Below are 25,527 nucleotides of genomic sequence, written 5' to 3' on the forward strand. Positions count from 1 at the left end.
TTAGGGTTCATGCCGACCTTCGAGGAGCACCGCAGTCTGCTGACCGCCGTCGCCTACCGCATCCTGGGCAGTGTGACCGACGCGGAAGACGTCGTCCAGGAGGCGTGGCTGCGCTGGTCGGGGGCCGATCGCGCGGACGTCGCCGACCCCAAGGCGTATCTCGTCAGGGTGACCTCGCGGCTGGCCATCGACCGGCTGCGGCAGCTGAAGGCGCGGCGGGAGTCGTACGTCGGGCCGTGGCTGCCCGAGCCGATCTCCACCGGGCCCGACGTCGCCGAGCACGCCGCGCTGGCCGACTCCGTCGAGCTGGCGCTGCTGGTCGTGCTGGAGACGCTGACGCCGCTGGAGCGGGCCGTGTTCGTGCTGCGGGAGGCGTTCGACCTGCCGTTCGCGGAGATCGGGGAGATCGTCGGACGCAACGAGCCGGCCGTCAGGCAGCTCGCCAGGCGGGCTCGTGAGCGCGTACGCGAGCGGCGGCCCCGCTTCGACGTGGACCGCGACGAGCGCCGCCGGATCACCGAGCGGTTCTTCGGCGCGGCGGCGGAAGGCGACCTCGACGGGCTGATCACGCTGCTGTCCGACAAGGTGCAGCTGGTCAGCGACGGCGGCGGCAAGGCCAGGGCGGCACTGCGGGCCATCACCGGCTCGGCGAACGTCGGCCGCTTCCTCGCCTCGATCACCACGCAGGAGAACATCGCCAAGTTCATGGCCTCGATCGGCCTGCCGGACGTGCCCGGCTGGTCCTTCACCATGGACACGATCAACGGCGCGCCCGGCATCGTCATGTCGGCCGGCGACCGCGTCGTCGGCGTCCTGTCCCTGGTGATCGTGGACGGCCGCGTCGAAACGATCTACTTGATGGCCAACCCCGACAAGATCGCCCACCTCCACCCCGCCGCCTGATCGGTCAGGCGGCGTGGCGGGTCGGGATGGCGGCCTCGTGGACCACTGCGGACACGTTCACGCCTGACGCGCGCAGAATCCGTCCCGCGCCGTTGGCGGCGTCGGCGAGCAGGCCCCACAGGAGGCGTTCGCCGGTCACCGGGCCGGGGCGGGACACCGCCACCTCCACCACCTTCCTGGCGTGCATGGTCAGCGGCAGCTCGCCGAGCGGCCCGTACAGGGTGACGCGGAGCGGGCGCAGGCGGGAGCGGCGCAACGACCACCGCCGGGGGTCGGCGGCGCCGGCCCGGGTGCGGCGGTGCACCTCGTCGAGGTCGATGCCCAGCGTGGCGAGCAGGGCGCGGGGGTCGGGCAGCGCGGCGTGCCGGCGTACGTCGGCGGGGGCGGCGGTGAAGTGCTCCAGCCGGAACGGCCGCACCTCCGCGAGCCCGAGCAGGAGCGGCCCGGTGTCGAGCGCGGGCAGTCCCGCGTCCAGCGCGTGGATCCCGCCCACGACCACGGCCGCGCGGGCACCCTCGGTGAACCTGGCGAACATCATCAGCTTCTCCCCGTCCTGCGTGCGTGCTTGCGGTGCGCCGACTGCCGCCGGACTCCCAGCGCGTCGGCGATCTGTTCCCAGGACCAGCCCTGCGCGCGGGCGGTGGACACGTGGACCGCCTCCAGCTCCTCCAGCAGCGCCCTGAGTGCGGCCACGGCGCGCAGCCCGTCATGGGGGTCGCGTCCTGCGGCCGTCTCGGCCAGTTCCTTCACGTCCATGGTGTCAGCATGAGCTGACACGAGGCCATCTGTCAACACATGCTGACAGTCGTCTTCATGGTGAGGGCCGTGTCGTCCAGTGTGAGCGCGACGGAGACACGGCCCAGCTGCGACGTACGGGTGAGGTGGGTGCCGCCGCACGGGATCGACGCCTCCCCTTCCGGCAGCGAGCAGTGCCACGTGCGCCGGGCGGTCAGCTCGGGCCCCGGCACCTCCACGCGTACGGGCGCGTCGGCGGCCACCCACCCCGCCAGCAGGTCGTTCACCTGCGCGGCGACCCGCGCGGGGTCGAGGTCCTCGGCGGAGAAGCCCTTCTTGCGCAGGGACTTGCCGAGGCGGTAGACGTCCACGCTGCCGTGGGGCTCGATGCGGGAGGAGGTGATCGCGGCCTGATCGAAGTCGGGGTTGCCGAGCGAGTCCTGCCGCGCCTCCTTGCGCCACCGATCGGCCAGCACGGCGTTGAGCGCGAGCGCGGCGAGGTGGCAGGCGGTGTGACCGGCGGACAGCGCCGTACGGTGCTCGCGATCGACTTCGAGGTCCACCTCCTCGCCCACGGGCAGCGGCGACTCGGTGACGTGGACCACCAGCCACTCCCACCCCTCGGCGCCCCGCCGCACGGGGATGGCGGGCCCCAGCAGGATCTCGCCGGAGCCGCCGACCGCCCCCGTCACGCAGTCGAGCACCGGCCGGCCGCCGAGCGCGCCCCGGTCGGCCGGCTGGTCGGGCCAGGTGTGATCGAGGGGATGGAAAGGAGTCTCGGACACGACGAGACCGTGCCTGCCCCCCTCAACCGGCACGGTCCCGACGATCTGTGAGCGGCCGCTGGTCAGGCCGCTGGGAAAGGTGACGACAGTGGATTTCACCCGGTCATTCTGGCAGTGGGGCGCTCGTCCTCCAGATAGCGGGCGCGTCCGGCGTACAGGCCGGTGAGGAGCTGGACGACGAGAACGACGAAGATCATTCCGAATGGCAGCGCCCACCCGCCGGTCGTCTCCCGCAGCACGCCGACGAGGAGCGGCCCCGCGCCGGCGATGAGGTAACCGGCGCTCTGGCCGAAGGCCGACAGGGCGGCCGTGCTCTCCGGCGTACGGGTGCGCAGCCCCAGCATCATCAGCGCCAGCGGGAAGGAGCCCATGCCGACGGCCACGAACACCACCCACACCATGGCCGTCGAGGCCGGCGCGAACCACAGTCCGAGGAAGCCGACCGCGTAGAACGCGACGAGCCCGACGACGGGCGGCCGCTGGTCCCGGAAGCGCGAGGCGACCATGGGGACGACGATCGACACCGGGATGTTCAGCGCGGTGAAGACGCCGAGGATCAGCCCCGCCTCGGGGGTGGTGTAGCCGTTGTCGGTGAGCATCGCGGCGAGCCAGCCGAACATGATGTAGGCGATCATCGACTGGGTGCCGAAGTAGATCGCGATCATCCAGGCGAGCCTGCTGCGGAGCAGAACGCGGATGCCCGCGTCCCGGCTCCCGGTGTCCCGCTCCGGCTCACTGCGCAGCAGGGCGAGCCACGGAATGGCGGCGACGAGCGCCAGGGCCGCCCACACACCGAGCGCGACGTGCCAGTCCCCCGCCGCGCGCTCGATCGGCACGGTCGCGGCGGCGGCGAGCATGGTGCCGACCGCCAGGGCCGTGGTGTAGACGGTGGTCATGATCCCGGTACGCGCCGGGAAGTGCCGCTTGATCAGCGTCGGGATGAGCACGTTGCCGACCGCGCCACCGGACAGCGCGACCGCGCTGCTCACCAGGAACACGGGGGCGGAGCCGACCAGCGACCTGACCAGCAGCCCGGCGCCGAGCGTGACGAGGGCGAGCAGCAGCAGCCGGTGCTCGCCGATCCGCCTGGCCAGGGTCGGGGTGATGGCGCCGACGCCGGCGAAGGCCAGCACGGGCAGCGTGGTCAGCAGGCCGGTGCCGACGCTGGACATCCCGAGCCCGGCGGCGAGCTGGTCGAGCAGCGGGCCTACGCTGGTGACCCCGGTGCGCAGGTTGAGTGCGGCTAGGACGATCCCCAGGACGAGAAGCCAGGCGAGGCGGGTGCTGCTGCCACGGGACTCTTGTGCGAGCACGGTCATGCTGGGGAGGTCCTCCACTCATCAAATCATGGGACGAATGACCACCCTAACAGGAGTGAAATGTCGTTTTATTCCTGGTACCAGAGAACCCCCGGACAGGTCCGGGGGTTCTTCGCGGTCTCGGGGTACGGCGCCTGACCGGTCAGAGCACCGGCCTGGGCGGCGTCGCGGGGGGCTCGTTCGGGGGGATCGGGCCGGGAGGAGGCAGGGTGCCCCCGGGCTCCTGGCCACCGCCGCCGATCGTGCCGGGGGGAACGGGCTGGCCGCTGCCGCCGTACGTGGAGCCCTCCTGGTGCGGCCCCGGGACGTCGCCGCGCCAGGCGCCGGTCTCGCCGCCGCGCGACTCGATGAACGTCTTGAACCGCTTGAGGTCGCCGACCACGCGCATCCTGACGAGCTGCAGCCAGTCACCGGCCGTCTCGATGAACCCCTCGGGGTCGTACTCCATCTGGAGGGTGACCCTGGTGGTGTTCTCGTCGATGCGGTGGAAGGTCACCACGCCGGCGTGGTGGGGGCGCTCGACGCTGCGCCAGGCGACGCGCTCGTCCGGGTGCTGCTCGGTGATCTCGGCCTCGAACTCGCGCCGGACACCGGCGATGTCGGCCACCCAGGCCGTACGCGTGTCACTGAGCTGTTTGACCGATTCCACGCCCTCCATGAACTCGGGGAAGCTTTCGAACTGCGTCCACTGGTCGTACGCGACGCGTACGGGGACCCTGACGTCTTCGGAGTGTTCGATCGTGCTCATGGGGTCAGCCACTGCCCAGGCACGTCCGGCGTTAACGCCGGCGCCACAGCCAGAAGAGGCCGACGAGGGGCAGCACGAGGGGGATGAACAGGTAACCCTTGCCGTACGCGGACCACACGGTTTCGTCGGGGAAGGCGGCCGGGTCGAGCACGCTGAGCGTGCCGATGACGAGCACCCCGGCCAGCTCGATGCCGAGCGAGACGAGCGCCAGCCGGCGGGCGCCGCGCCACAGCGCGACGGTGAGCAGGATGTAGACCGCCGCCGCGAACGCCGACAGGCTGTAGGCCAGCGGCGCCTCGCCGAACCTGGTGGCGATCTGCACGCCCGCCCGCGCCCCCGCGGCCAGCGCGAACAACCCGTAGACGGCGATCAGCGCACGCCCCGGCCCGGTGCCGATCGAGCCGGTCACGCCACGCCCTGCCAGAGCTGCAGCAGCCTGGCCGTCATCACCGCGATCGCGAACCCGGCCACGGCCAGGATCGCCGAGCCCCACCTGCTGCGCTCGGCCAGCGCGAGGAACACCGCGGCCGGCGGGATCAGCACCTCGCCGCCGACGTAGCCGAACAGCGTGGCCTTGTCGCCGGGCCCCGCGCCGCCCGCCACCCCGGCGATCACGAACCCGGCCTGCACCAGCACCGCCACCTCCAGCAGGGCGAAGCCGACCAGCAGCACCATGCCCATCGGACGGTTGCGGATCGCGACGATCAGGCTCATCAGCATCAGCAGCAGCGAGCCGGAGATGACGATCGTGGAGACGGTGGTGTTCATCGGGGGTAAGGCTATCGCCCAGGGGCCCCGCCCCCGCTGACGACCGGCCTTGCGACGTCGTCGCCGACGCCCGGCCCGCCGGCCTTCCGGCGATCTCACCGGCCTTCCGACGCCGACGACGACCCGCCTCACCGGCCGTCCGACGGGGGCCGGTCGCGCAGGTGCGCCTCGATGCCGTCGAGCACCCAGCAGAGCCCGCGCTCGAAGTTGTCGTCGACCCCCTGCACGCCGTGCTCGATCATCGGCCCCAGCAGGGGGAACTCGCCGCCCGCGATCAGCTCCCTGACGTGCGGCTCGGCCAGCGCGGCCCGCTCGGCCTCGCTGATGCCCGCCGCGCGCGGCGCCGCGCGCTCCAGCGTCTCCCTGATCACGAAGCCGGTCATGTAGTCGTTGAACGCGGCCAGGATCCGCCAGGCCGTCAGCCGGTCGACGCCCAGCTTGCCGATGGCCGCCAGCTTCTGCTCGACGTGCCGCAGCCCGTTGGGACCGACCGCGACGCGCTGCGAGATGAGATCGACCCGCCAGGGGTGGCGGCGTACGAGGGCGCGTTCGAGGCGGGCGAGCAGCAGCAGCGCCTCGCGCCAGTCGTCAGGGAGCGGCTCATCGGCGTGCGCCTCGGCGGCGATCTCGTCGGCCATCAGCGCGAGGAGGTCCTCCTTGCGCTCGATGTAGGAGTACAGCGTCATCGTGCGGGCGCCGAGTTCGGTGGCCACGCGCCTGATCGAGACCGCGTCCAGCCCTTCGGCGTCGGCGAGCACGACGGCGGCGGCCACGATCGCCTCCCTGGTCAGCGCCGGGCGGCGGGGCGGTGCGGGCTTCGACCATGGAGACGTCACGAGGTACAGCGTACGAGAGTGATACGGTGTACGACATGCGATACGCCGTACGAACTTCCCTCTGGGCCACCGGCACCGCCGTCCTGCTCGGCGTGATCATGACGATGCTCGACACCACGATCGTCAATGTCGCGCTCGGCACCCTGACTCGCGACTTCGGCTCGTCCCTGTCCGAGATCCAGTGGACGGTCACCGGTTACCTGCTGGCGCTGTCCATGACGGTGCCGGTCACCGGCTGGGCGACCGGGAGGTTCGGCGCGCGCCGCGTCTGGCTGACCGCTCTGGTGCTGTTCGTGGCCGGGTCGGCGCTCAGCGCCGCCGCCTGGTCGGTCTGGAGCCTGGTCGCCTTCCGCGCCGTCCAGGGGATCGGCGGCGGCCTGCTCATGCCGGTCGGCCAGGCGATGCTGGCGCAGGCGGCGGGCAAGGAGCGCATGGGCCGGGCGATGGCCGCGCTGTCCGTGCCGGCGATGCTGGCGCCGGTGCTCGGGCCGCCGCTCGGCGGCGTGATCGTGGAGGGGCTCGGCTGGCGGTGGCTGTTCCTGATCAACGTGCCGATCTGCGCGATCGCGCTGGTGGCCGCGCTCGTCCTGCTGCCCGGCGGTCCTGGTGAGCGTCCGCAGCCACTCGACGTGGCCGGGCTCGCGCTGCTCTCCCCCGGGCTCGCGGCCGTCGTGTACGGGCTGTCGGAGCAGGGCGGCGCCGCGCTCCCCGTGCTGCTCGCCGGCGTGGCCCTGGTGGCGGCGTTCACGGTACGGGCGCTGCGCCGCCGGGGGACGCTGCTCGACCTGCGGCTGTTCGGCGACAGGACGTTCACCGCGGCGGTCGGCGCGCTGGTCTGCTACTCGGCCGCGCTGTTCGGGTTCACCGTGCTCGTGCCGCTGCACGCCCAGCTCGCCGCCGGGGGCACCGCGCTGGACGCGGGCCTGCTGCTCGCGCCCATGGGCGTCGGGGCGGCGATCACGATGCCGCTGGCGGGCCGGCTCACCGACAGCAAGGGGGCGCGCGGCGTCGGCGCGGCAGGGGTGGTCGTCGCGGTGGCCGGCATCGCGGCGTTCACGCTGCTCGGCGGCGGCCTCGCGCCGATGTTCCTGCTGGGGCTCGGGCACGGGCTGGTGTCCACGTCGGTGATGGCGGCGGCGTTCACGACGATGGAGCGGGCCGCGATCCCGGCGGCGACCACTCTGAGCACCATCGCCGTACGCCTGGCCGCGCCCTTCGGCGTCGCCGTGCTGACCGTGCTGCTGCAGGCGTTCACCCGGGCGGGCGTGGCGCAGCCGTTCACGTACGCGTTCTGGGTGGTGGCGGCCCTGACCGCGGTCTCGCTGGTGCCGATCGCGCTCATAGGATCGAAGGCGTGGAGAGGATCCTCGTCAGCGCCTGCCTGATGGGCCGCAAGGTGCGCTACGACGGCGGCGCCAAGACCAGCTCCGACGCGCTGCTCGCCGGGTGGCGGGAGGAGGGGCGGCTGGTGCCGTTCTGCCCCGAGGTGGCGGGCGGGCTGCCCGTTCCGCGTCCCGCGGCCGAGATCGAGGGCGGTCTGGGCGGCGCCGCCGTGCTCGACGGCACGGCCCGCGTGCTCGCGACCGACGGCGCCGACGTGACCGCCGCGTTCGTGGCGGGCGCGCGGGGCGCGCTCGCGGTCGCGCGCTCCCAGGGGGTCCGCATGGCGGTGCTCAAGGAGGGCAGCCCCTCCTGCGGGGTCCTCACCGTCTACGACGGCTCCTTCTCCGGACGCCGCGCACCGGGCCAGGGCGTCACGACGGCCCTGCTGGAGTCACACGGCATCCGCGTCTTCGCAGAGGACCAGGTGGCCGAGGCCGCCGACTACCTGCGCGCCCTGGAGGCGTGACCAGACCGCATGCACAGCCGGCGGCCGGCGCGCCCTCGCGCCGGTCATCCGCGCACCCGGGAGGCGTGGAACGCGGCCGCCAGGCCGGCGGTCAGCGCGGCGGCCATCACGCCGTGATACCAGAGCAGCACCACGGTCGTCCCGCCGCCCGGGCTCAGGGTGGTCGCCGCGATGCCGAGCAGCACGCCGCCCAGCGCGGCCGCGTGCCCGTAGAGGAGGCCGTCCCAGGCCCACGCCCGGCGGGCCGCCGCGCCGTACACGCCGATGGCGACGGCCACGGCGCACAACGTCTCGACGACGACGGCGGGCACGATCACCGGCTCACGGAGGGGGCCGATCGCGACCCCGGCGTGCGCCAGCGCGAACGTCAGGAAGACGAGCGCGTACACCGCCGAAGAGACGGCGAGCACCCGGCGGAGCAGATCCATGCGTCCCACACTCCCACCCGGCCGACCCGCGGCCATCGTCCCTAGGAAGACGGCTCCGCTACGCCGTGCGGTGTAGGCAGCAGCCGCCTCACCAGCCGGATCACCTCGCCGATCGTCGCCGCGGCGTCGTCGTCGGTCTCGCAGGCGGCCACCTCACGGCCCGCCTCGCCCATCATCGTGGTCAGCAGCACCACCAGGACGTGGCTCTCCCGCGTGTCCGCGAGGCCGAGCACCCGCTTGTTGCCGCCGATCCAGCCCCACCCGCGCTGCCGGCGCAGCGTGGTGAACTCCGCGGGCCCGTCGCTCTCCAGGAAGAGCCTGGCCACCTCGCGCTGCTCCCACGTTCCTTCGAGATAGGCGCGGGCGCCCGCGAGAAAACGTTGTGAGGCGCCGTCGGCCGCCTTGGCCGCACGTGCGGTGCGTTCCTCCTGCCCGCGCGTGAACTGCTCCCACAACGCCAGGAACAAACCGGGCTTACCGCCGAAATGGTGATAAAGGCTGCCGACGCTGATGCCCGACGCCGCCACGATGTCGGCCACCGTGGCGTCGGCGTACCCCTTGGCCAGGAAGACGTCGCGAGCCGCGCGTAACAGGGTGTCGCGCGTGGCTCCGGAACGGCTCCACTGCCGGCTCCTCATGGCCGCCTCCGGGCACTCCGTGACACACCGCTTTTCACCGTCACCACCCTAAAGGAGCCCCGAATGGGCGTTCCCCGTTTCCGCGCAACGGGAAATCCAGCAATCCCGTTGGAGGCGAAACCTTCGCGGGCGTTCGCGAGTCGAAGGGGTGGGACGCGTTGAAAGGCGAGAGATTCTTGCGAACCTTTCTCCCTCAGCGCGTAGGGGGTCCGATTTTTCACATAATCGGGAAACGGGGAAAGGGACACGCACGATGCCTGTCGACCTGACCAACGAACGACCACTCGCCTGGGACTCGGCCGCGCTCGACGCCGACACCAAGGCGATGCTCGACAATCTGCAGCCGAACATCCTGCGCGCCCACGTACGCGAGCACCTGTCCGTGCTGTTCGTCCGGTTCAACGACGTGGCCGAGGGCCGGGCGTTCCTGCGCCGCCTCGCCACCACGAAGATGAAGTCGGCCCGGCAGCACCTGCAGGAGATCCGCGACTTCGGGGCAGGACGGGGGCCGGGCACCCCTTACGTCGGGGTCGGCATCAGCAAGGCCGGCTACCGCGACCTCGGCCATTCCGTCGAGGACGTCCGCAAGTTCGACGACCCGGTGTTCCGCGACGGCATGAAACGCCGCACCGCCGTCGTCAATGACCCGCCCGTCGAAGAGTGGGAGCGCACCTACCAGCGGGAGATCCACGCCGTCATCCTCATCGGCGACGCCGAGCGCGGGCCCGTCGACCGGCTGCGCGAGGAGATACTCGGCGACCTGCCCGAGAGCGCCAGGCTGCTGGGCGAGGAGCGCGGCCAGGGCATGCGCAACCCGGCGGGCGACGGCATCGAGCACTTCGGCTACGTCGACGGGCGCAGCCAGCCGCTGTTCGTCAAGGACGAGGTGGACAAGGAGCCGAAGAAGCACTGGAACCCGGCGTTCCCGCTGTCCAACGTCCTGGTGCCGGACCCCTTCGCCCCGAACCCCAAGCGCCACCACGGCAGCTACCTGGTCTTCAGGAAGCTGGAGCAGAACGTACGGGCGTTCAAGGAGATCGAGCGCGACCTCGCCGACAGCCTCGGCCTCAAGGGCGCCGACCGCGAACGGGCGGGCGCCATGCTCGTCGGCCGCTTCAAGGACGGCACCCCGCTGACGCTCACGTCGAGGCCGGCCGGCGGCACCGTCGTCAACGACTTCACCTTCGACGCCGACGACGGCTCCAAGTGCCCGTTCTCCGCGCACGTCAGGAAGACCAACCCGCGCTCGTTCGGCCGCGAGGTGGTCATGGCGCGGCGCGGGCAGACGTACGGCGAGCGCACGGACGACCCGTGGGACGACTCCCCGCCGGAGCGGCGCCCGAGCGGCGAGGTGGGCCTGCTGTTCATGGCGTTCAACGCCGGACTCCTCGGCCAGTTCGAGTTCATGCAGCAGACCTGGGCGAACAACCCCGACTTCGAGATGCCGGCCACCGGGCACGACCCGGTCATCGGTCAGGGTGACCGCGACGTCAAGGTGCGCTTCCCCAAGGTGTGGGGCAAGCCGGAGATGTCGGTCCCGCAGCCTCAGGTGCCGCAGACGGTCACCATGAAGGGCGGCGAGTACTTCTTCGCCCCCTCCCTGGCCTACCTGCGTGATCTCTGACGATCACGGCGCTCCTCCGGCGGCATGAGCACAAGGATGTACGCCGGGTTCACTCCGCCGGAGGAGGCAGGCCGGGGGCCGTGTTCAGCACACTTGTCCCCATGACCATCGCGCTGCTGCTCACCCTCGCGGCCCTGGCGGTGATCGACAGCACGAGCTTCGGCACCCTCGGCATCCCCGTCTTCCTGCTGCTGACCACCGACCGTGACCGGGGCCGCCGGCTGCTGATCTACCTGGCCACCGTGGCCGGCTTCTACTTCCTGGTCGGCGTGGCGCTCATGCTGGGCGCGAGCGCCTTCATGGAGGCGTTCGGCGACGCGCTGCAGAGCAGGACCGCCTACATCGTGCAGCTCGCGGCCGGCGTCGGGCTGTTCGCGCTCAGCTTCAGGTTCGACCCGAAGCGGCGGGCCAAGCGGGGCCGGCCCGAGCGCGCGTTCGTCCCCAGGACGGGCGGGCCGCGCACGATGGTGCTGCTCGGGCTGACGGCCGGGGCCCTGGAGGTGGCCACGATGGTGCCGTACCTCGCGGCGGTCGGGATGATGACGAGCGCCGGGCTGGCGGCCGGGCAGTGGCTCGCGGTGCTGGGGGCGTACGTGCTGGTGATGATCCTGCCCGCGCTGGCGCTCATGGCGCTGCGCGCGGCGGCGGGCGGCTGGCTGGAGCCCAAGCTGGAACGGCTGCGCGCCTGGCTCGCCAAGCACTCCGCGTCGATGGTGAGCTGGGCGCTGGCGATCATCGGGTTCCTGCTCGCCCGCGACGCCGCCTTCTTCCTGTTCTTCCAGCCCTCCTAGCCTCCCCAGGGGGCGCGCTTCACCTGCTGTTCTGGCCCACCTAGGATCGGGCTTCTGGGGGTGAAGATGCTGCGGGCGTTCTTCCGTACAGAAGCGGGCAGCACCACCGTGCTGCTCGTCGCCACGGTGGTGGCCCTGCTGTGGGCGAACTCCCCCTGGGGCGACAGCTACGAGGCGTTCTGGCACATCAACACCGGCCTGTCCTTCGGCGACGCCCACTTCATGCTCGACCTGCGCCACTGGGTCAACGACGGCCTCATGGCCGTCTTCTTCTTCCTCATCGGCCTCGAGGTCTCCTACGAGGTGCGGCTCGGGCAGCTCAGAGACCGGCGGCTGCTCGCGGTGCCGGCGGTGGCGGCGTTCGGCGGCATGCTCGTCCCCGCCGCCGTCTACCTGGCGCTCAATTTCGGCGGGCCCGGCGCGTCCGGCTGGGGCGTGCCGATCGCCACCGACACCGCGTTCGTGCTGGGCGTGCTGGCCGTGGTCGGGGCCCGGTGTCCCGAGCCGCTGCGCGCCTTCCTGCTGACGCTGGCCATCGTCGACGACGTGCTCGCGATCATGATCATCGCGATCTTCTACACCGACTCCCTGGCCCTGCCCGCCCTGCTCACCGCCGTGGTGCTGCTCGCGGCCATCCTCACGCTGCGGTGGCTGAAGATCTGGCGGGCGCCGGCGTACATCGTGCTGGGGTTCGCGCTGTGGGTGGCCACGCTGGAGAGCGGCATCCACCCCACGCTGGTCGGCATCGCGCTCGGCATCCTCGTCTTCGTCTACGCCCCCACCGACCACAAGCTGCTGCTGGCCGGCGAGGCCGTCCAGGGGTTCACCAGCTCGCCCACCGCCGAGGCCGCCAGGGAGGCCGCGCGGCGCGTCCAGCGGGCCGTGTCGGTGAACGAGCGGCTGCAGCTGCGCCTGCACCCCTGGAGCAGCTACGTCATCGTGCCGATCTTCGCGCTGGCCAACGCCGGGGTGCGGCTCGACGGCGAGACCCTGCGCGCGGCCATGACCTCGCCGATCGCCATCGGCGTGGCGCTGGGGCTGGTGCTCGGCAAGTTCGTCGGCATCGCGCTCGGCACCTGGCTGCCACTGCGCCTCAAATGGGGCATCCTGCCCGGCAACCTCGTGTGGGGCCAGCTGCTCGGCGGAGCCGCGGTGTCCGGCATCGGGTTCACCGTCTCGCTGTTCATCGTGGACCTCGCCTTCGACGACTCGGCCCTGCACGACCAGGCGAAGATCGGCATCCTGGCCGGGTCGCTGCTGTCGGCCGTCCTGGGCTGGGTGATCTTCCGCCTCGCGTGGGACCGCGGTGGCGTGTGCGCGCCGCCCGACGCCGAGCCGTCAGAAGACCTCCCCAAGACGCTCGCCGTGCCCGTGGGGCCCACCGACCACGTGCGCGGGCCCGCCGGAGCCAAGATCACGATCGTCGAGTACGGCGACTTCGAATGCCCCTACTGCGGCCGCCTCCAGCCCATCCTGGAGGAGGTCCGCAGGAGCAACCCCGACGTGCGGGTGGTCTTCCGCCACCTCCCGATCCGCACCCTGCACCCGCGCGCCGCCCCGGCCGCCATCGTCGCCGAGGCCGCCGCCGACCAGGGCCGCTTCTGGGAGATGCACGACATCCTCTACGCCAACCAGCGCTTCCTCACCGACGCCGACCTGGAGCACTACGCCGCCCAGCTCGACGTCGACCCCTGGGCCGACGTGCCGCGCCACGTCGCCAGGGTCGCCGTGGACGAGGAGTCGGGGCAGGCGAGCGGGGCGCGCGGCACGCCCACGCTCTTCCTGAACGGCGTGCGGTACGAAGGCGGCCACGACCTCGATTCGATCACGCGTGCGGTGGAAGATCTCCGCCAGTCCGCGTAGCGTCGTCGGGTCACTTTCGTCCCTTTTTGGAGATCTCACCGGATGACCATGCCGAACGTCATCATCAACATCGCGGATCTGCTCCTCATGGTCATCGTTCTAGGTGGTGGCATCGTCATGATGGCGATGCGCAGGAAGGATCATGGGCGGGGGGCCGGCCTCGGCATCGCCGGCTGCGTCGTGCTCCTCATCGGAGCCGTCATCCAGGCCGCCATCGTGTTCTCCGTCACCACGCTGGTCACCGAAATGGGGAGGACGGCGTACGAGATCATCCTGCCGCTCGCCAACCTGCTCGTGATCGTGCTCCAGGTGGCCGGCACGGCCCTGCTGGTCTTCGGCGTGGTCGCCCGCCGCACCCCCCAGCCCGCCGGCGCCCCCGCCCAGTCCTGGCCCACCCACCCCGGCCGGCACCAGCAGCCGGGCCACCATCCAGAATGGCAGCCCACCCACCCAGGCCGGCAGCCCGCCTGGCAGCCCCAGCCCGGCCAGCAGAGCTCGTGGCCCTCCGACCCCGCCGCCCAGCCCGGTGCCCAGGCCCCTTGGCAGCCTGAGCCCGGTGCGCAATCCCAGCCCGGCCAGCAGGCGCCTTGGCAGCCCGAGTCCGGCCAGCAGGGGCAGCCTGGTCAGCCGCAGCCCGGTTGGTCGCCGCAGCAGCCCGCGCCCGATCAGCAGTCCGGCGGATCGTCGCCTCAGCAGGGCTGGCAGCCGCCGGCCCAGGGCTACCAGCAGCCCCCGTCCTGACAGCAGCCGCCGTCCTGAACAGCGCCTGGGGCGGTCGTTCAGGGGCGTGTGGGTGTGCCCAGGTAGTCGTTCCAGGTAATCGTGCCCCTGGGGTGTGCCTCGGTGATGAGGTGACCGGCGCGGAAGGCGCGCCCCGAGGCGCCGGGCAGTCGTAGGCGGAGCACCGGCCGCCGCAGCCCCCGCGCCCGCTGCCACCGCCGTACGGCATCCTCCATGGTGAGCACCTCGGGCCCGCCGTACTCCTCGATCGTGCCGCCGGGCCCGCGAGCGACGGTCGCGAGGAGGTGCCCGGCGACGTCCCGGACGTCCACGGTCTGCATGGGGACGCGCGGGTCGGCGATCGTGAAACCGAGCCTGGCCATCCCCTGCAGCGCGGCCGCCACGAACTCGTGGAACTGGGTGGCCCGCAGGATGGTCCACGGCACGCCACCGTCACGGACGAGCCGCTCAGCCTCCACCTTCGTCCGGAAATATCCCCACGGCACCCGATCCACCCCCACGATCGAGACGTAGACCAGATGCCGCACCCCGGCCGCCCGAGCCGCCCCCAGCAGCGCCGCCGTGCCGTCGAGCTCCACCCGCCGGGTGTACCTGCCCTTATAGGGTGCCGACGCCAGATGCAGCACCACGTCGGCCCCCGACACGGCCTCGGCCACGCCGGCCCCGGTGGTCAATTCCGCCACCACCCACCGCACGCCCCCGGCCGCGGCCCTGGGCACCCGGCTGGCGGCCCGTACGCCGTACCCCGCCTCGACCAGCTTCTCCAGCACGACCCGGCCGAGCCGCCCGCTGCCTCCGGTCACCAGAACAGTTTCCATGCAGGCTGGACGACGCAGCCGGGAGAAGTGTGACAATGTGGGCGTAAATCCCTACTGCGCACGATCGTCTGAGGGGATCATGACGCGAGAGCAACCCGGCCCGCACGAGCCCGACCCCAACCAGACGATCAGGCACCGCTTCCCGCATCCTGCCCCACCCCCGCAGGGCCCGCCGGAGTCGCCCTACACACAGCGCCTCCCGTACACGCCCGACATGCTCCCCGACGTCCCCGTCTACGAGACCAAGCCGCCCAGGTCCGCCTGGTGGTGGGTGATCGTGGCAGGCGGGCTCGTCCTGCTGATCGCCGCCGTGGCCGTCGCCGTCGTCCTCTGGATCCGCGGCAACGCCGGCACCACGCCAGGAGCCCTCCCCCACCCGGCCGCCGCGCAGACCGTCACCCCGCAGACCATCGCCACGCAGACCGTCGCCGCGCAGTCGGTCACGCCCGGCTGAAGTCCATGGTCCAGTTCGTCTCCCACGTACGCCAGCCGTCCCCGGAGAACGCCTGCTCCCACCGAGCCGCGCCGGCACCCGGCGCCGTCCAGACGAACCTGCACCGCACCCGCCGCCCCGCCACGCTCTCCTCCCCGTGGAACTCCCCACGATCCCCCTCGAACCCGCCCACCATGGCCGAGGTGTCCAGCCGGCCGGTGACGCTGTTCGCCCAGTGGATGGCCCACTGCCCGGCCCGCTCGTCGTACACCCGCACGCACGCGGCACGGTAGGCCCGGGTCACTGACAGGTAGTGTCAGCGATGTGCGCGCCTCCCGCCTCGTGTCCATCCTCCTGCTGTTGCAGACGCGCGGCCGGATGACCGCGCAGGAGCTGGCCGACCGGCTGGAGGTGTCCGTACGCACGATCTACCGCGACGTCGAGTCCCTGCACGCGGCGGGCATCCCGTTGTACGGCGACGCGGGCCCCAAGGGCGGATATCAACTCCTCGACGGCTACCGCACCCGCCTGACCGGCCTAACGGCCGACGAGGCCGAGTCCCTGTTCCTCGCCGGCCTGCCTGGCCCGGCCGCTGAGCTGGGCCTCGGGGCGGTGGTGACGGCCGCACAGCTCAAGCTGATGGCCGCGCTGCCGGTCGAGCTGCGCGACCGCGCAGGACGCATCCAGGAGCGCTTCCACCTCGACGCCCCCACCTGGTACCGCGACCGGGAGCCGGTGACCCATCTGCCGGCCGTGGCCGACGCCGTCTGGAACGAGCGTCCGATCCAGGTGCGCTACCGGCGCTGGCGGGCGCCGCAGGAGGTGGAGCGGCGGCTGGAGCCGTACGGGCTGGTCGTCAAGGCCGGGCGGTGGTACCTGGTGGCGCGGGCGGGCGGGCAGGTACGCACGTACCGCGTCTCGCAGATCCTCGACCTGCATCAGCTGCCCGGCACGTTCACCCGGCCTCCGGAGTTCGACCTGGCGGCCCATTGGCAGGGCTACCTCGCCGAGTTCGAGGACCGGCTGCACTGGGGCGAGGCGGTCGTACGCCTGTCACCGCGCGGCGTGGAGCGCCTGGCCGACCTGATGACGCCGGGCGTGGTGACGGCGGCCAGGGAGAGCGCGTCGCCGCCCGACGAGGAGGGCTGGACGCGGGTGACGGTGCCGATCGAGTCGATCGAGCACGCTGTGGGCGAGTTCCTGCGCCTGGGCGCCGACGCGGAAGTGCTGTCACCGCCCGGGTTACGCGACCGCCTGGCCGAGACGACGTACGAACTGTCCGCCCGCTACAACCCGCCCTGACGCGTGCGCGATGTCACACTTCTGGACGGAATCCCGGCGCAGCGTCCCCGGTTGCACGGATCGACTGACCAAAAGGCCAGCCGAGCACATACGCCCTCGGCGGAGGTTCTCATGAAGGCATGGTCACGCTGGCAGGACTGGGTCACCCTGGTCGCCGGCATCTACGCGGCACTCTCCCCGATCTGGGTCGACGGCGCGTCGGGCGCCGCCGCCTCACTGATCGTCCTGGGGGTGCTCACCGCGCTCACCTCGCTCGTGTCGCTGGCGAGACCGGGCATCGTGGCGACGGAATGGCTCAACGCCCTCTGGGGTGTGCTGCTGTTCATCGCTCCGTGGGCCATCACGTACACCGAGGCTCTCGGGGCGACCGTGACGTCCTGGATCGTCGGAGTCGTCACCCTGGTCCTCAGCCTCACCGCCATACCTGCGAGCCGCGCCGCACATCGTCAGGCAATCCAGCACTGACCGCTGATCCAAAGGCCGGGCCCCGCGCCCGGCCTTTGCCCTGACATCCACGGAACGCCCCAGACAACAACTCCCCATCCACAGAACCCGGTTCGGGCCCGCACGAGCCGCTGCCGACGACGCCGGCGTGGTGGCTGGGCGGCGAGCTGATCGTGGTCCCCCTACGCCTGTCGCAGGGCCTGACCGTATACGAAAAGGGCCGCCGAAAACTCAGCGGCCCTGACGCGAAAGGGGTGGAGCTATGGGGACTCGAACCCCAGACCTCCTCCATGCCATGGAGGCGCGCTACCAACTGCGCCATAGCCCCTGGTCACCGCTCCGAGTCCACCCGTTGCGGCGCTCCGAGAGCATATAGCCATCCGCCCCCATTCACCTAATCGCCAACGGTGACCCGGCATCGGCACCTGCCCGGGCATGGCGCCGCCGGGTTCGGCCGTTACTCCGGCCGTACCCGGCGGGTCAGCCGCCCAGGGACCACTCCCAGGCGGGTCATACCTCCGCATCCGGTTTGTCGTCGCTGTGTACCGGCTCAGGCAGGGTGCCGGCGTTGTGTTCGAGCAGCCGCCACCCCCGACGCCCTTCCTGCAGCACGGACCACGAGCAGTTCCCCAGCCCGCCCAAGGCGGGCCAGAGCTGCTCGGGCAGCCCCAGCAGCTCGCAGATGCCGAGCCGCAGGGCGGCCCCGTGCGAGGCCACGACGAGCAGCCCGTCGTCGTCCAGGCGGGCCGCCCAGCGCCGCATGGCTCCGGCGACCCTGGTGGCGACGTCGGTGACGGGCTCGCCGTCAGGCGCCTCCCAGGCGGCGTACTCCTCGGGCCACCGTGCGGCGATCTCCTCCCGGGTGAGGCCTTCCCACTGACCACCGCCACGTTCGCGGAAGTCCTTGTCGATCGCCACGTCGAGCCCGACGATCCGGCCGAGGGCGAGCGCGGTGTCGTTGGCCCGCTGGAGGTCGGAGGAGACGATCATGGTCGGCCGCAGCGAGGCCAGCAGCGAGGCAGCACGTGCGGCCTGTGCGACACCGGTCTCGTCGAGGGGGATGTCGGAGTGGCCCTGGAAACGCTGCTCGACGTTCCACAGAGTCTGCCCGTGACGCAGACACACGATCCTTTTGCTCATGCAGATTGCTCGCAATCGGCACGAGACTCCACGCTGTGTCGGTCGGTCACGCGCGCGCCCGCTGGAGGTTGGCCTGCATGACGCTCTCCGGCAGGGTGATGGCCGGGCAGTCCTTCCACAAGCGCTCAAGCGCGTAGAACGTACGGTCCTCTTCGTGCTGTACGTGCACGACGATGTCGATGTAGTCGAGCAGCACCCACCGCCCTTCGCGCTCGCCCTCACGGCGTACGGGCTTGGCGTCGGCCTCGGTGCGCAGCCGCTCCTCGATCTCGTCGACGATGGCGCGGACCTGACGGTCGTTGGTGGCGGAGCAGAGCAGGAAGGCGTCGGTGATGACGAGCTGTTCGCTCACGTCGTAGGCCAGGATGTCATCGGCCAGCTTGTCGGCCGCGGCCTCCGCGGCGATGCGCACGAGCTGGACGGATCTGTCAGATGCGGTCACGATGCGGGTCTGTCCTCCTGTGTCGGCAGCATGCCCTTATGTTGAGGGTACCCTTCCGGGCCGAAACCCCTCACCTACGCCACGAGGACGCCCTGAGAAGGCTCATCCGGCCGCGTGATACAGCCCTCGCTTGTTGATGTACTGAACGATTCCGTCGGGCACCAGATACCAAATGGGCTCGCCCTTTGCGACCCGCTGACGGCATTCGGACGAAGAGATGGCCAGGGCGGGGATTTCCAGCAAGGTCACGCGGCCTTCCGGCAGGCCGGGGTCGTGCAGGGTGTGCCCCGGCCGGGTGCAGCCGACGAAATGGGCGAGTTCGAAGAGTTCGTCGGCGCTCTGCCAGTCGAGGATGGCGCCGAGCGCGTCGGCGCCGGTGATGAAGAACAAATCAGCCTCAGGACCGTAAATTTCCGCAATATCCCGCAATGTGTCGATCGTGAACGTCGGTCCCGGCCGGTCGACGTCCACCCGGCTGACGGAGAAGCGCGGATTCGAGGCGGTCGCGATGACCGTCATCAGATAGCGGTCCTCGGGCGCCGACACCTCGCGCTCCGACTTCTGGTACGGCCGCCCCGTCGGGACGAAGACCACCTCGTCGAGCTGGAAGTGGTGAGCCACCTCGCTGGCGGCGACGAGGTGGCCGTGGTGGATGGGATCGAACGTCCCACCCATCACACCTACTCGCCGCTTCCCCTGCACACCAGGCGCGTTCATCATGAAACGGACCTTACGCGGACGCTCCCGGACAACATGACAGCACCCCCCTGCACGATGACCGCGCATCACTTCCGTTGCGGACGTAGCATGCCGGGCATGACGACCACCCCGGACCGCAGCCGCGTCCAACTGCCAGGCATCTCGTCCCGAGCCTACGAACACCCAGCAGACCGGTCCGCCCTGGTCGCTCTGCGTAAGTTGAGTGGGTTCGACACCGTTCTCAAGCAGATGTCCGGCCTCGTCAGCGAGCGCCGGCTCCGCCTGATGTACCTCGCGTCCGCCGTACGCGTGAGCGAGACCCAGTTCCGTTCCCTCTACGACATGGGCCGCGACGCCGCCTACACCCTCGACCTGCACCGCATCCCGGAGATCTACGTCCAGCAGGACCCGCAGGTCCAGGCCAAGGCCATCGGCTTCGACGACCCGTTCATCGTCGTGACCACCGGTCTGCTCAACCTCATGAACGAGGAGGAGCAGCGCTTCGTCATCGGCCACGAGACCTCCCACATCCTGTCGGGGCACGCGGTCTACCGGACGATGCTCGACATCCTCACCCGCCTCGCCACCCGCGTCGCCTGGATCCCGCTCGGCTACATCGGCCTGCGGGCGATCGTCGCGGGCCTCGAGGAGTGGTACCGCAAGTCCGAGCTGTCCTCCGACCGCGGCGGCCTGCTCGTCGGGCAGAACCCCGAGGCGGCCAAGCGCGCGCTGATGAAGCTGGCGGGCGGCGACTACACCCACGAGATGAACATCGAGGCGTTCCTGGAGCAATACCAGGAATACGACACCGCGGGCGACCTTCGCGACGGCTTCCTCAAGGTGCTCAACCTGCTCGGCACCACCCACCCGTTCGCGGTGGTGCGCGTGGCGGAGCTGGACAAGTGGCAGCGCAGCGGCGAATACGACCGGATCATCGGCGGCGACTACCCCCGCAGGGAGGACGACGCCAATGCCAGGGTCACCGAGGAGATCAAGGCGGCGGCCGAGTCCTACCGCGCGTCGTGGCAGCAGTCGCAGGACCCGTTCATCGGCGTCCTCCGCGACGTGGCCGAGGGCGCGGTCAACGCGGGCGAGCGCATCTTCAACCGCTTCTCCCGCCGCGACGGCGGCCAGGGCTGACCACCGCATCGCCACCGCGCGGCAGATCCGCTTGATCGGCCGCGCCGGCCCGCCGCACCACGGCGGCGGGCCACCACCGGCCGAGCCGACAGCCCGCCCGAGGACAGCCCGCACGGCGAGCGCATGAGGGCACGTCGGCCTTGAATCCGGCCGGCACATGAGGGCACGCCGGGCTCAATCCGGCCGGCGCATGCGGGCACGCCGGGCGTCAACGCGGCCGACGAGGGCCGGACACCCGCAGGCCACGCGACGCGCGCAGGACGCTGCCGCAAGAGCGCGGGTGAGGACAGCAAGGCGATGGCGCGGGTCAGAGGAGCAGGGCGATGGCGCGGACGGCCGCCGCGCACAACGCGACGAAACCGCCCAGCACGGCCAGCGCCCGCAGCCCTTCCCTGCGCAGGTCGGGCAACCGCTGACCGATGCGCTCGATCTCGCGCCCGGTGATCCCGCCGCAGAGCATCCCGAACACCACGCCTGCCACGGTCACGGGCGCCGCCTGCTGCCACCAGTCGGGGGTGATCTCCCCGCCGCCGACGGCCCACAGCGCCCCGCCCGCCGCCACCGCGACGGGCACGCCTGGCCACACGACGGCGGTCGAGGCCGCCCCGGTCAGCGCGATCGGGAAGGACAGCACGCGCAGCGCCACCCGCGTACGCCGCGAGCTGCGCTTCCTGACCATCCAGTGCCCCATCCACAGGGTCCTGGTCAGCACCACGAACGCGGTCGTGATGGCGATCGAGGCGATCGGCCAGATCACCGACACCACCACGCACGGCACGGCCAGCACCGCGAGCAGCAGCAGCGCCCCGTTACCCGCGGGCAGCGTGGTGTGCGACTCGCCGCGCAGCCCCGCGGCCTTGCGCCGGTCCTGCGTGGCCGTCCTGCTCCTGACGGCCGCCGCCGTACGCTGCCGCGACGCGGTGACCTTGGCCCGCGGCCCGGTGTTCTTGCCGTCGCCTCCGGTGCGCCCGCGCGGCGCCGGCACCTTGCCCTCGGCCCGGCTCCGCGCGAGCGCCGACCCTCCGCCGTCGGGCACGGCCCGGTTCCCGGACCGCCCGCTTTCAGGCGTGACCCGCCCGGAACGGTCCGGCACGGCCCTCCCGGTACGCCCGTTCTCGGGCGCGGCACGTCCGGAACGCCCGCTCTCAGCGCGCCCGGTACGCCCGCTCTCAGGCAGCGCCCGGCTGCCGCGCCCGCGCGGCGGCGGCACCTTGCCCTCGGCGGGCACCGCGTTGGGCCGGCTCCTGGCCCTGGCCTCGCCGCGCGGCGTGGCCGCCTCCTCGGCCGTCCTGCTGCGCACGGCCGTGCCCTTGGGCGGAGTGTCCTCCGCGGAGTCGGCGGCCCGCCCGGCGGCGGCCTGAGGCTCGGGCTCGGCCGCGCTCGTGGCCGCGCTCGTGGCCTTGGCCAGCCGCGACAGCCGGTCGGCCAGCAGCGCCGCCGTCGGCCGCTTGCCCGGCTCCCTGTTGAGCGCCGCGCGCACCAGCGGCAGCAGCTGGACCGGCACGCCCTTGAGATCGGCCTGCCCGTTGAGCACCGCGTACATCTGCGCCTCGGCCGTGCCCCGCCCGAACGCCGGCCGCCCGGTCGCCGCGAACGCCACCGTCGCGGCCCAGGCGTGGATGTCGGCCGGCGAGTCCACCTGCTCGTCGGCGAAGATCTCGGGAGCGGTGTAGCCGGGGGTGCCGAGGAACGTACCGGTCATGGTGAGCCGCGTCGCGTCGAGCACCTGCGCGATGCCGAAGTCGATGAGCACGGGCCCCCGCGCGCCCATGATGATGTTGCCAGGCTTGAGGTCGCGGTGCACGACGCCGGCCGCGTGGATGATCGCCAGCGCGGCGGCGATGCCCTGCGCGAGATCGACCAGGTCGGAGACGTCGAGCGGCCCGTTCTGGCGCACCCGCTCGAGCAGCGTGACGCCCTCGATGTGCTCCATCACGAGGTACGGCCGCGCGCCGTCGAGATCGGCGTCGAGCACCTTGGCGACGTACGGGCTCTCGACCCTGCGCAGCGCTCGCACCTCGCGCTCCAGGCGGATGCGCGAGGTCTCGTCTTCGGCTAGGTCGTGCAGGACCTTGAGCGCGACTCGCTCACCGCGGCGGGTGGTCGCGAGGTAGACCTCGCCCATGCCACCCCGGCCGAGCCGCTCGACCAGGCTGTACGGCCCGACCTTGCCGAGCTTGCTCACCGTCCCTCCCCGCCCGGCGCGCCCATAAGGGACACAACCCTAGCGCCGGTGAGCGTGTCGCCGCGTGAGGCACGCCGAAGGTTTATCGGCGTGTGTGGTCGGAGAGCATGCTGTCGAGCCGCGCGGTGGGCTCGTCCGACAGCTGCCGACGTCCTTTCCTGCGCCAGTTGACGTGGCCGCGGCTCTCCAGCCACAGCATCAGCCGGTCGGCGCCGAACAGTACCGCGGCGGAGAAGACGAGGGCGACGACGATTTCCATGTGCCCCAGTCAAGCGACGCCACCCGGCGCCGGTCAGGCCGACACGCCGACTAACCGGCCACCACCGTGCCCTCTGACGTGCGCAAATGCCCCTCACCCGTATAGATCCACTTGGTGGAGGTGAGCTCGGGCAGCCCCATCGGGCCGCGTGCGTGCAGCTTCTGGGTGGAGATGCCGATCTCCGCGCCGAACCCGAACTCCCCGCCGTCGGTGAACCGCGTCGAGGCGTTGACCGCCACCGCGGCCGAGTCGACGAGCGCGACGAACCGCCTGGCGGCCCTCTGTGACCGGGTGACGATGGCGTCGGTGTGGCCGGAGCCGTAGCGCCTGATGTGGGCCACGGCCTCCTCCAGGGAGCCGACGACGGCGGCGGCGATGTCGAGGGAGAGGTATTCGGCGTAGAAGTCGTCCTCGGTGACGGGCACGACCTGCGCGTCGTAGCCGGCGATGCGCTCGTCGCCGTGCACGGTCACGCCGGCCTCGCGCAGCGCGGCCAGCGCCTTGGGCACGAACGCGTCGGCGACGTCCTGGTGGACGAGGAACGTCTCGGCGGCGTTGCACACCGACGGCCGCTGCGCCTTGGCGTTGACCAGGATCTGCACGGCCAGGTCGACGTCGGCCTCGGCGTCGACGTAGACGTGGCAGTTGCCGACGCCGGTCTCGATGACCGGCACCGTGGACTCCTCGACCACCGAGTTGATCAGGGATGCGCCGCCGCGCGGGATCAGCACGTCGACCAGGCCGCGGGCGCGCATCAGCTCCTTGACCGAGTCACGGCTCTGGCCCGGCACGAGCTGGACCGCCCCGGCCGGCACCTCGGTGCCCGCCAGCGCGTCCTGCATGACCCGGACGAGCGCGGTGTTGGAGGAGTAGGCGCTGGAGGAGCCGCGCAGCAGCACCGCGTTGCCGCTCTTGAGGCAGAGCGCGGCGGCGTCGACGGTGACGTTGGGGCGGCCCTCGTAGATGATGCCGATCACGCCCAGCGGCACCCTGAGCTGGCGCAGCTCCAGCCCGTTGGGCAGGGTGGTGCCGCGCACCACCTCGCCGACCGGGTCGGGCAGGTCGGCCACCTGGCGTACGGCCTCGGCGATGGCGCCGATCCTCGCCTCGTCGAGCCGCAGCCGGTCGATCATCGCCTCCGACGTGCCCTGCGCCCTGGCCCGCTCGACGTCCTCGGCGTTGGCCTCGACCAGCTCCGCCGCGTGGGCGACCAGGGCGTCGGCGACGGCGCGCAACGCCCGGTCCTTGGGCGCCCGCGGCAGCGGGGCCAGCTCGGCGGCGGCCTCTCGTGCCGCGCGGGCGACCTTCAGGAACTCTTCGGACATCGCGTGCTCCTCGATGGAACGTTCAGTTGTGGGATTCCAGTATGACGATGTCGTCGCGGTGGATGAGCTCGCGTTCGTATTCCGGACCGAGCGCGCTCGCCAGCTCCTTCGTCGAACGCCCCAGCAGGCCGGGGATCTCCACGGCGTCGAAGTTCACCAGCCCGCGCGCCACCACGGCCCCCTGAGGGGCGCACAGGTCCACCGGGTCGCCCGCCGCGAAGTCACCCTCCACCGACGTCACCCCGGCGGGCAGCAGCGACTTGCGGCGCCCCACGATGGCCTCCACCGCGCCGTCGTCGAGGTGGAGCCGGCCGCGCCCGGTGGTGGCGTGGGCGAGCCACAGCAGCCGCGTGCCGGGGTGGCGGCCGCCCGGGTGGAAGTAGGTGCCGACGTCGGCGCCGGCCAGCGCCTGGGCCGCGTGGGCGGCCGCGGTGAGCACCACAGGCACGCCCGCGCCGGTCGCGATCCTGGCCGCCTGCACCTTGGTCACCATGCCACCGGTGCCGACGGACGCGCCGTTCTTGCCCAGCTCGACCCCGGCGAGGTCTTCGGGTCCGCGGATCTCGGCCAGCCGGCGCGAGCCGCTGCGGCTCGGCGGGCCGTCGTAGAGCGCGTCGACGTCGGACAGCAGCACCAGCGCGTCGGCGTGGATGAGGTGCGTCACCAGCGCGGCCAGCCGGTCGTTGTCGCCGAAGCGGATCTCGTCGGTCGCCACCGTGTCGTTCTCGTTGATGATGGGCACGATGCCCAGCTCAAGCAGCCGGTTGAGGGTGCGCTGGGCGTTGGCGTGGTGGGCGCGGCGCATCATGTCGTCGGCCGTCAGCAGCACCTGGCCCACGCGCAGCGCGTAGCGGGCGAAGGAGGAGGTGTAGCGGGCCACCAGCACGCCCTGGCCGACGGAGGCGGCGGCCTGCTGGGTGGCGAGGTCGCGCGGTCGCGCGCTCAGCCCGAGCGGGCCGAGGCCCGCCGCGATCGCTCCGGAGGAGACCAGGACGATCTGTGTCCCGGCCCGGCGCCGCGCCGCCAGCACGTCCACCAGGGCGTCGACGCGATCGACGTCGATCATGCCCTGGGGGGTGGTGAGCGAGGAGGAGCCGACCTTGACAACGACCTTCGACGCTGAGCTGATCTGTTCCCGCACGTCTGGCAGCCTATCCGCTCACACCAGGACGGACCGCATCGAGCACCACCCCGAGAACCCACTCCACCCCCGCACCCAGCCCCTGAACGATCTCCCAAGAATCGGCTTCATTTCCCCGGGGACGGCTTCGCCGACCGATCGTTCGGCCGCTTGCGCACACGCGTGCCCTTC

The 25,527-nt window shown here is 71.7% G+C and carries 30 protein-coding genes and 1 tRNA gene; 11 read left to right on the forward strand and 20 right to left on the reverse strand.

The window, feature by feature from the left end:
• Positions 1 to 9: 9 nt before the first annotated feature.
• Complete coding sequence (sigJ, locus tag AB0K12_RS09885; protein ID WP_364557586.1) at positions 10 to 903, forward strand: RNA polymerase sigma factor SigJ; 894 nt, start codon at positions 10 to 12, stop codon at positions 901 to 903.
• Positions 904 to 907: 4 nt separating this feature from the next.
• On the opposite strand, the gene AB0K12_RS09890 is transcribed toward sigJ, so the two are convergent.
• The 8 genes from AB0K12_RS09890 to AB0K12_RS09925 form a co-directional block, all read right to left on the reverse strand.
• Complete coding sequence (locus AB0K12_RS09890) at positions 908 to 1,441, reverse strand: hypothetical protein (protein ID WP_364557589.1); 534 nt, start codon at positions 1,439 to 1,441, stop codon at positions 908 to 910.
• A complete protein-coding gene (locus AB0K12_RS09895; protein ID WP_364557592.1) occupies positions 1,441 to 1,659 on the reverse strand; it encodes a helix-turn-helix domain-containing protein in 219 nt (72 codons plus the stop codon). Before AB0K12_RS09895 ends, AB0K12_RS09890 begins: the two co-directional genes overlap by 1 nt.
• A gap of 32 nt (positions 1,660 to 1,691) precedes the next feature.
• Positions 1,692 to 2,423, reverse strand: coding sequence for a metal-dependent hydrolase (locus AB0K12_RS09900; RefSeq protein ID WP_364557595.1), 732 nt, complete (start codon positions 2,421 to 2,423; stop codon positions 1,692 to 1,694).
• A 95-nt stretch (positions 2,424 to 2,518) separates the two neighbouring features.
• Positions 2,519 to 3,760, reverse strand: coding sequence for an MFS transporter (locus AB0K12_RS09905; RefSeq protein ID WP_364557598.1), 1,242 nt, complete (start codon positions 3,758 to 3,760; stop codon positions 2,519 to 2,521).
• 124 nt (positions 3,761 to 3,884) lie between these two features.
• Positions 3,885 to 4,490 (reverse strand): SRPBCC family protein, encoded by a 606-nt coding sequence (locus AB0K12_RS09910; protein WP_364557601.1) that lies wholly within the window; start codon positions 4,488 to 4,490, stop codon positions 3,885 to 3,887.
• Positions 4,491 to 4,521: 31 nt separating this feature from the next.
• Entirely contained in the window at positions 4,522 to 4,899 is a 378-nt protein-coding gene (locus AB0K12_RS09915) for a hypothetical protein (RefSeq protein ID WP_364557603.1), read from the reverse strand.
• Positions 4,896 to 5,258 carry a hypothetical protein gene (locus AB0K12_RS09920; protein WP_364557606.1) on the reverse strand — a complete coding sequence of 121 codons (363 nt, stop codon included), beginning with the start codon at positions 5,256 to 5,258 and terminating at the stop codon, positions 4,896 to 4,898. The genes AB0K12_RS09915 and AB0K12_RS09920 overlap by 4 nt, the downstream gene beginning before the upstream one ends.
• Positions 5,259 to 5,386: 128 nt before the next feature.
• A complete protein-coding gene (locus AB0K12_RS09925; RefSeq protein ID WP_364557609.1) occupies positions 5,387 to 6,094 on the reverse strand; it encodes a TetR/AcrR family transcriptional regulator C-terminal domain-containing protein in 708 nt (235 codons plus the stop codon).
• A 35-nt stretch (positions 6,095 to 6,129) separates the two neighbouring features.
• On the opposite strand from AB0K12_RS09925, the gene AB0K12_RS09930 reads away from it, so the two are divergent.
• Together AB0K12_RS09930 and AB0K12_RS09935 are read left to right on the forward strand one after the other, a co-directional pair.
• On the forward strand, positions 6,130 to 7,479 hold the full coding sequence (locus AB0K12_RS09930; protein WP_364557778.1) for a DHA2 family efflux MFS transporter permease subunit: 1,350 nt from the start codon (positions 6,130 to 6,132) through the stop codon (positions 7,477 to 7,479).
• Positions 7,449 to 7,943 carry a DUF523 domain-containing protein gene (locus AB0K12_RS09935; RefSeq protein WP_364557612.1) on the forward strand — a complete coding sequence of 165 codons (495 nt, stop codon included), beginning with the start codon at positions 7,449 to 7,451 and terminating at the stop codon, positions 7,941 to 7,943. Before AB0K12_RS09930 ends, AB0K12_RS09935 begins: the two co-directional genes overlap by 31 nt.
• Before the next feature lie 44 nt (positions 7,944 to 7,987).
• Here the strand turns inward: AB0K12_RS09935 and AB0K12_RS09940 are convergent, their stop codons facing one another.
• Both AB0K12_RS09940 and AB0K12_RS09945 read right to left on the reverse strand, forming a co-directional pair.
• Complete coding sequence (locus AB0K12_RS09940; RefSeq protein ID WP_364557615.1) at positions 7,988 to 8,371, reverse strand: hypothetical protein; 384 nt, start codon at positions 8,369 to 8,371, stop codon at positions 7,988 to 7,990.
• 41 nt (positions 8,372 to 8,412) lie between these two features.
• Positions 8,413 to 9,009 (reverse strand): helix-turn-helix domain-containing protein, encoded by a 597-nt coding sequence (locus AB0K12_RS09945; protein WP_364557618.1) that lies wholly within the window; start codon positions 9,007 to 9,009, stop codon positions 8,413 to 8,415.
• A 253-nt stretch (positions 9,010 to 9,262) separates the two neighbouring features.
• On the opposite strand from AB0K12_RS09945, the gene AB0K12_RS09950 reads away from it, so the two are divergent.
• The 4 genes from AB0K12_RS09950 (at position 9,263) to AB0K12_RS09965 (ending at position 14,028) form a co-directional block, all read left to right on the forward strand.
• Positions 9,263 to 10,633, forward strand: a complete 1,371-nt coding sequence (locus tag AB0K12_RS09950) for a Dyp-type peroxidase (protein ID WP_364557621.1) — start codon at positions 9,263 to 9,265, stop codon at positions 10,631 to 10,633.
• A 101-nt stretch (positions 10,634 to 10,734) separates the two neighbouring features.
• Positions 10,735 to 11,424 carry a GAP family protein gene (locus AB0K12_RS09955; RefSeq protein ID WP_364557624.1) on the forward strand — a complete coding sequence of 230 codons (690 nt, stop codon included), beginning with the start codon at positions 10,735 to 10,737 and terminating at the stop codon, positions 11,422 to 11,424.
• 66 nt (positions 11,425 to 11,490) lie between these two features.
• Complete coding sequence (gene nhaA, locus AB0K12_RS09960; RefSeq protein WP_364557780.1) at positions 11,491 to 13,287, forward strand: Na+/H+ antiporter NhaA; 1,797 nt, start codon at positions 11,491 to 11,493, stop codon at positions 13,285 to 13,287.
• 42 nt (positions 13,288 to 13,329) lie between these two features.
• A complete protein-coding gene (locus tag AB0K12_RS09965; protein WP_364557627.1) occupies positions 13,330 to 14,028 on the forward strand; it encodes a hypothetical protein in 699 nt (232 codons plus the stop codon).
• A 38-nt stretch (positions 14,029 to 14,066) separates the two neighbouring features.
• Here the strand turns inward: AB0K12_RS09965 and AB0K12_RS09970 are convergent, their stop codons facing one another.
• On the reverse strand, positions 14,067 to 14,831 hold the full coding sequence (locus AB0K12_RS09970; RefSeq protein ID WP_364557630.1) for an NAD(P)H-binding protein: 765 nt from the start codon (positions 14,829 to 14,831) through the stop codon (positions 14,067 to 14,069).
• 94 nt (positions 14,832 to 14,925) lie between these two features.
• On the opposite strand from AB0K12_RS09970, the gene AB0K12_RS09975 reads away from it, so the two are divergent.
• Positions 14,926 to 15,300: a hypothetical protein gene (locus AB0K12_RS09975; RefSeq protein WP_364557632.1), complete on the forward strand. Its 375-nt coding sequence runs from the start codon at positions 14,926 to 14,928 to the stop codon at positions 15,298 to 15,300.
• Here AB0K12_RS09975 and AB0K12_RS09980 read toward each other — a convergent pair.
• A complete protein-coding gene (locus AB0K12_RS09980) occupies positions 15,287 to 15,583 on the reverse strand; it encodes a hypothetical protein (protein WP_364557635.1) in 297 nt (98 codons plus the stop codon). The two genes, AB0K12_RS09975 and AB0K12_RS09980, sit on opposite strands and share 14 nt — an antisense overlap.
• A 20-nt stretch (positions 15,584 to 15,603) precedes the next feature.
• On the opposite strand from AB0K12_RS09980, the gene AB0K12_RS09985 reads away from it, so the two are divergent.
• Positions 15,604 to 16,581 carry a YafY family protein gene (locus AB0K12_RS09985; protein ID WP_364557638.1) on the forward strand — a complete coding sequence of 326 codons (978 nt, stop codon included), beginning with the start codon at positions 15,604 to 15,606 and terminating at the stop codon, positions 16,579 to 16,581.
• Between the two features lie 111 nt (positions 16,582 to 16,692).
• The gene (locus AB0K12_RS09990; protein WP_364557641.1) at positions 16,693 to 17,046 is read left to right on the forward strand and encodes an SPW repeat protein; all 354 of its coding nucleotides are present in this window, start codon (positions 16,693 to 16,695) and stop codon (positions 17,044 to 17,046) included.
• 234 nt (positions 17,047 to 17,280) lie between these two features.
• Here AB0K12_RS09990 and AB0K12_RS09995 read toward each other — a convergent pair.
• The 4 genes from AB0K12_RS09995 to nadD form a co-directional block, all read right to left on the reverse strand.
• Positions 17,281 to 17,353: transfer RNA gene (locus AB0K12_RS09995), tRNA-Ala, on the reverse strand.
• 182 nt (positions 17,354 to 17,535) lie between these two features.
• Positions 17,536 to 18,165 (reverse strand): histidine phosphatase family protein, encoded by a 630-nt coding sequence (locus tag AB0K12_RS10000; RefSeq protein WP_364557644.1) that lies wholly within the window; start codon positions 18,163 to 18,165, stop codon positions 17,536 to 17,538.
• A gap of 46 nt (positions 18,166 to 18,211) precedes the next feature.
• On the reverse strand, positions 18,212 to 18,607 hold the full coding sequence (gene rsfS, locus AB0K12_RS10005) for a ribosome silencing factor (RefSeq protein ID WP_355412897.1): 396 nt from the start codon (positions 18,605 to 18,607) through the stop codon (positions 18,212 to 18,214).
• 102 nt (positions 18,608 to 18,709) lie between these two features.
• The gene (nadD, locus tag AB0K12_RS10010; protein WP_355412895.1) at positions 18,710 to 19,327 is read right to left on the reverse strand and encodes a nicotinate-nucleotide adenylyltransferase; all 618 of its coding nucleotides are present in this window, start codon (positions 19,325 to 19,327) and stop codon (positions 18,710 to 18,712) included.
• Positions 19,328 to 19,423: 96 nt separating this feature from the next.
• On the opposite strand from nadD, the gene AB0K12_RS10015 reads away from it, so the two are divergent.
• On the forward strand, positions 19,424 to 20,446 hold the full coding sequence (locus AB0K12_RS10015; protein WP_364557649.1) for a M48 family metallopeptidase: 1,023 nt from the start codon (positions 19,424 to 19,426) through the stop codon (positions 20,444 to 20,446).
• A 307-nt stretch (positions 20,447 to 20,753) separates the two neighbouring features.
• Here the strand turns inward: AB0K12_RS10015 and AB0K12_RS10020 are convergent, their stop codons facing one another.
• The 4 genes from AB0K12_RS10020 to proB form a co-directional block, all read right to left on the reverse strand.
• Complete coding sequence (locus AB0K12_RS10020) at positions 20,754 to 22,631, reverse strand: protein kinase (RefSeq protein ID WP_364557652.1); 1,878 nt, start codon at positions 22,629 to 22,631, stop codon at positions 20,754 to 20,756.
• Positions 22,632 to 22,713: 82 nt separating this feature from the next.
• Complete coding sequence (locus tag AB0K12_RS10025; RefSeq protein WP_345387938.1) at positions 22,714 to 22,890, reverse strand: hypothetical protein; 177 nt, start codon at positions 22,888 to 22,890, stop codon at positions 22,714 to 22,716.
• A 50-nt stretch (positions 22,891 to 22,940) separates the two neighbouring features.
• Positions 22,941 to 24,215, reverse strand: a complete 1,275-nt coding sequence (locus tag AB0K12_RS10030; protein ID WP_364557655.1) for a glutamate-5-semialdehyde dehydrogenase — start codon at positions 24,213 to 24,215, stop codon at positions 22,941 to 22,943.
• Positions 24,216 to 24,237: 22 nt separating this feature from the next.
• Positions 24,238 to 25,365 carry a glutamate 5-kinase gene (gene proB, locus AB0K12_RS10035; RefSeq protein ID WP_364557784.1) on the reverse strand — a complete coding sequence of 376 codons (1,128 nt, stop codon included), beginning with the start codon at positions 25,363 to 25,365 and terminating at the stop codon, positions 24,238 to 24,240.
• Positions 25,366 to 25,527: the final 162 nt, after the last annotated feature.

The organism is Nonomuraea sp. NPDC049419 (genome assembly GCF_040676995.1).
Taxonomy (GTDB): Bacteria; Actinomycetota; Actinomycetes; order Streptosporangiales; family Streptosporangiaceae; genus Nonomuraea; species Nonomuraea salmonea.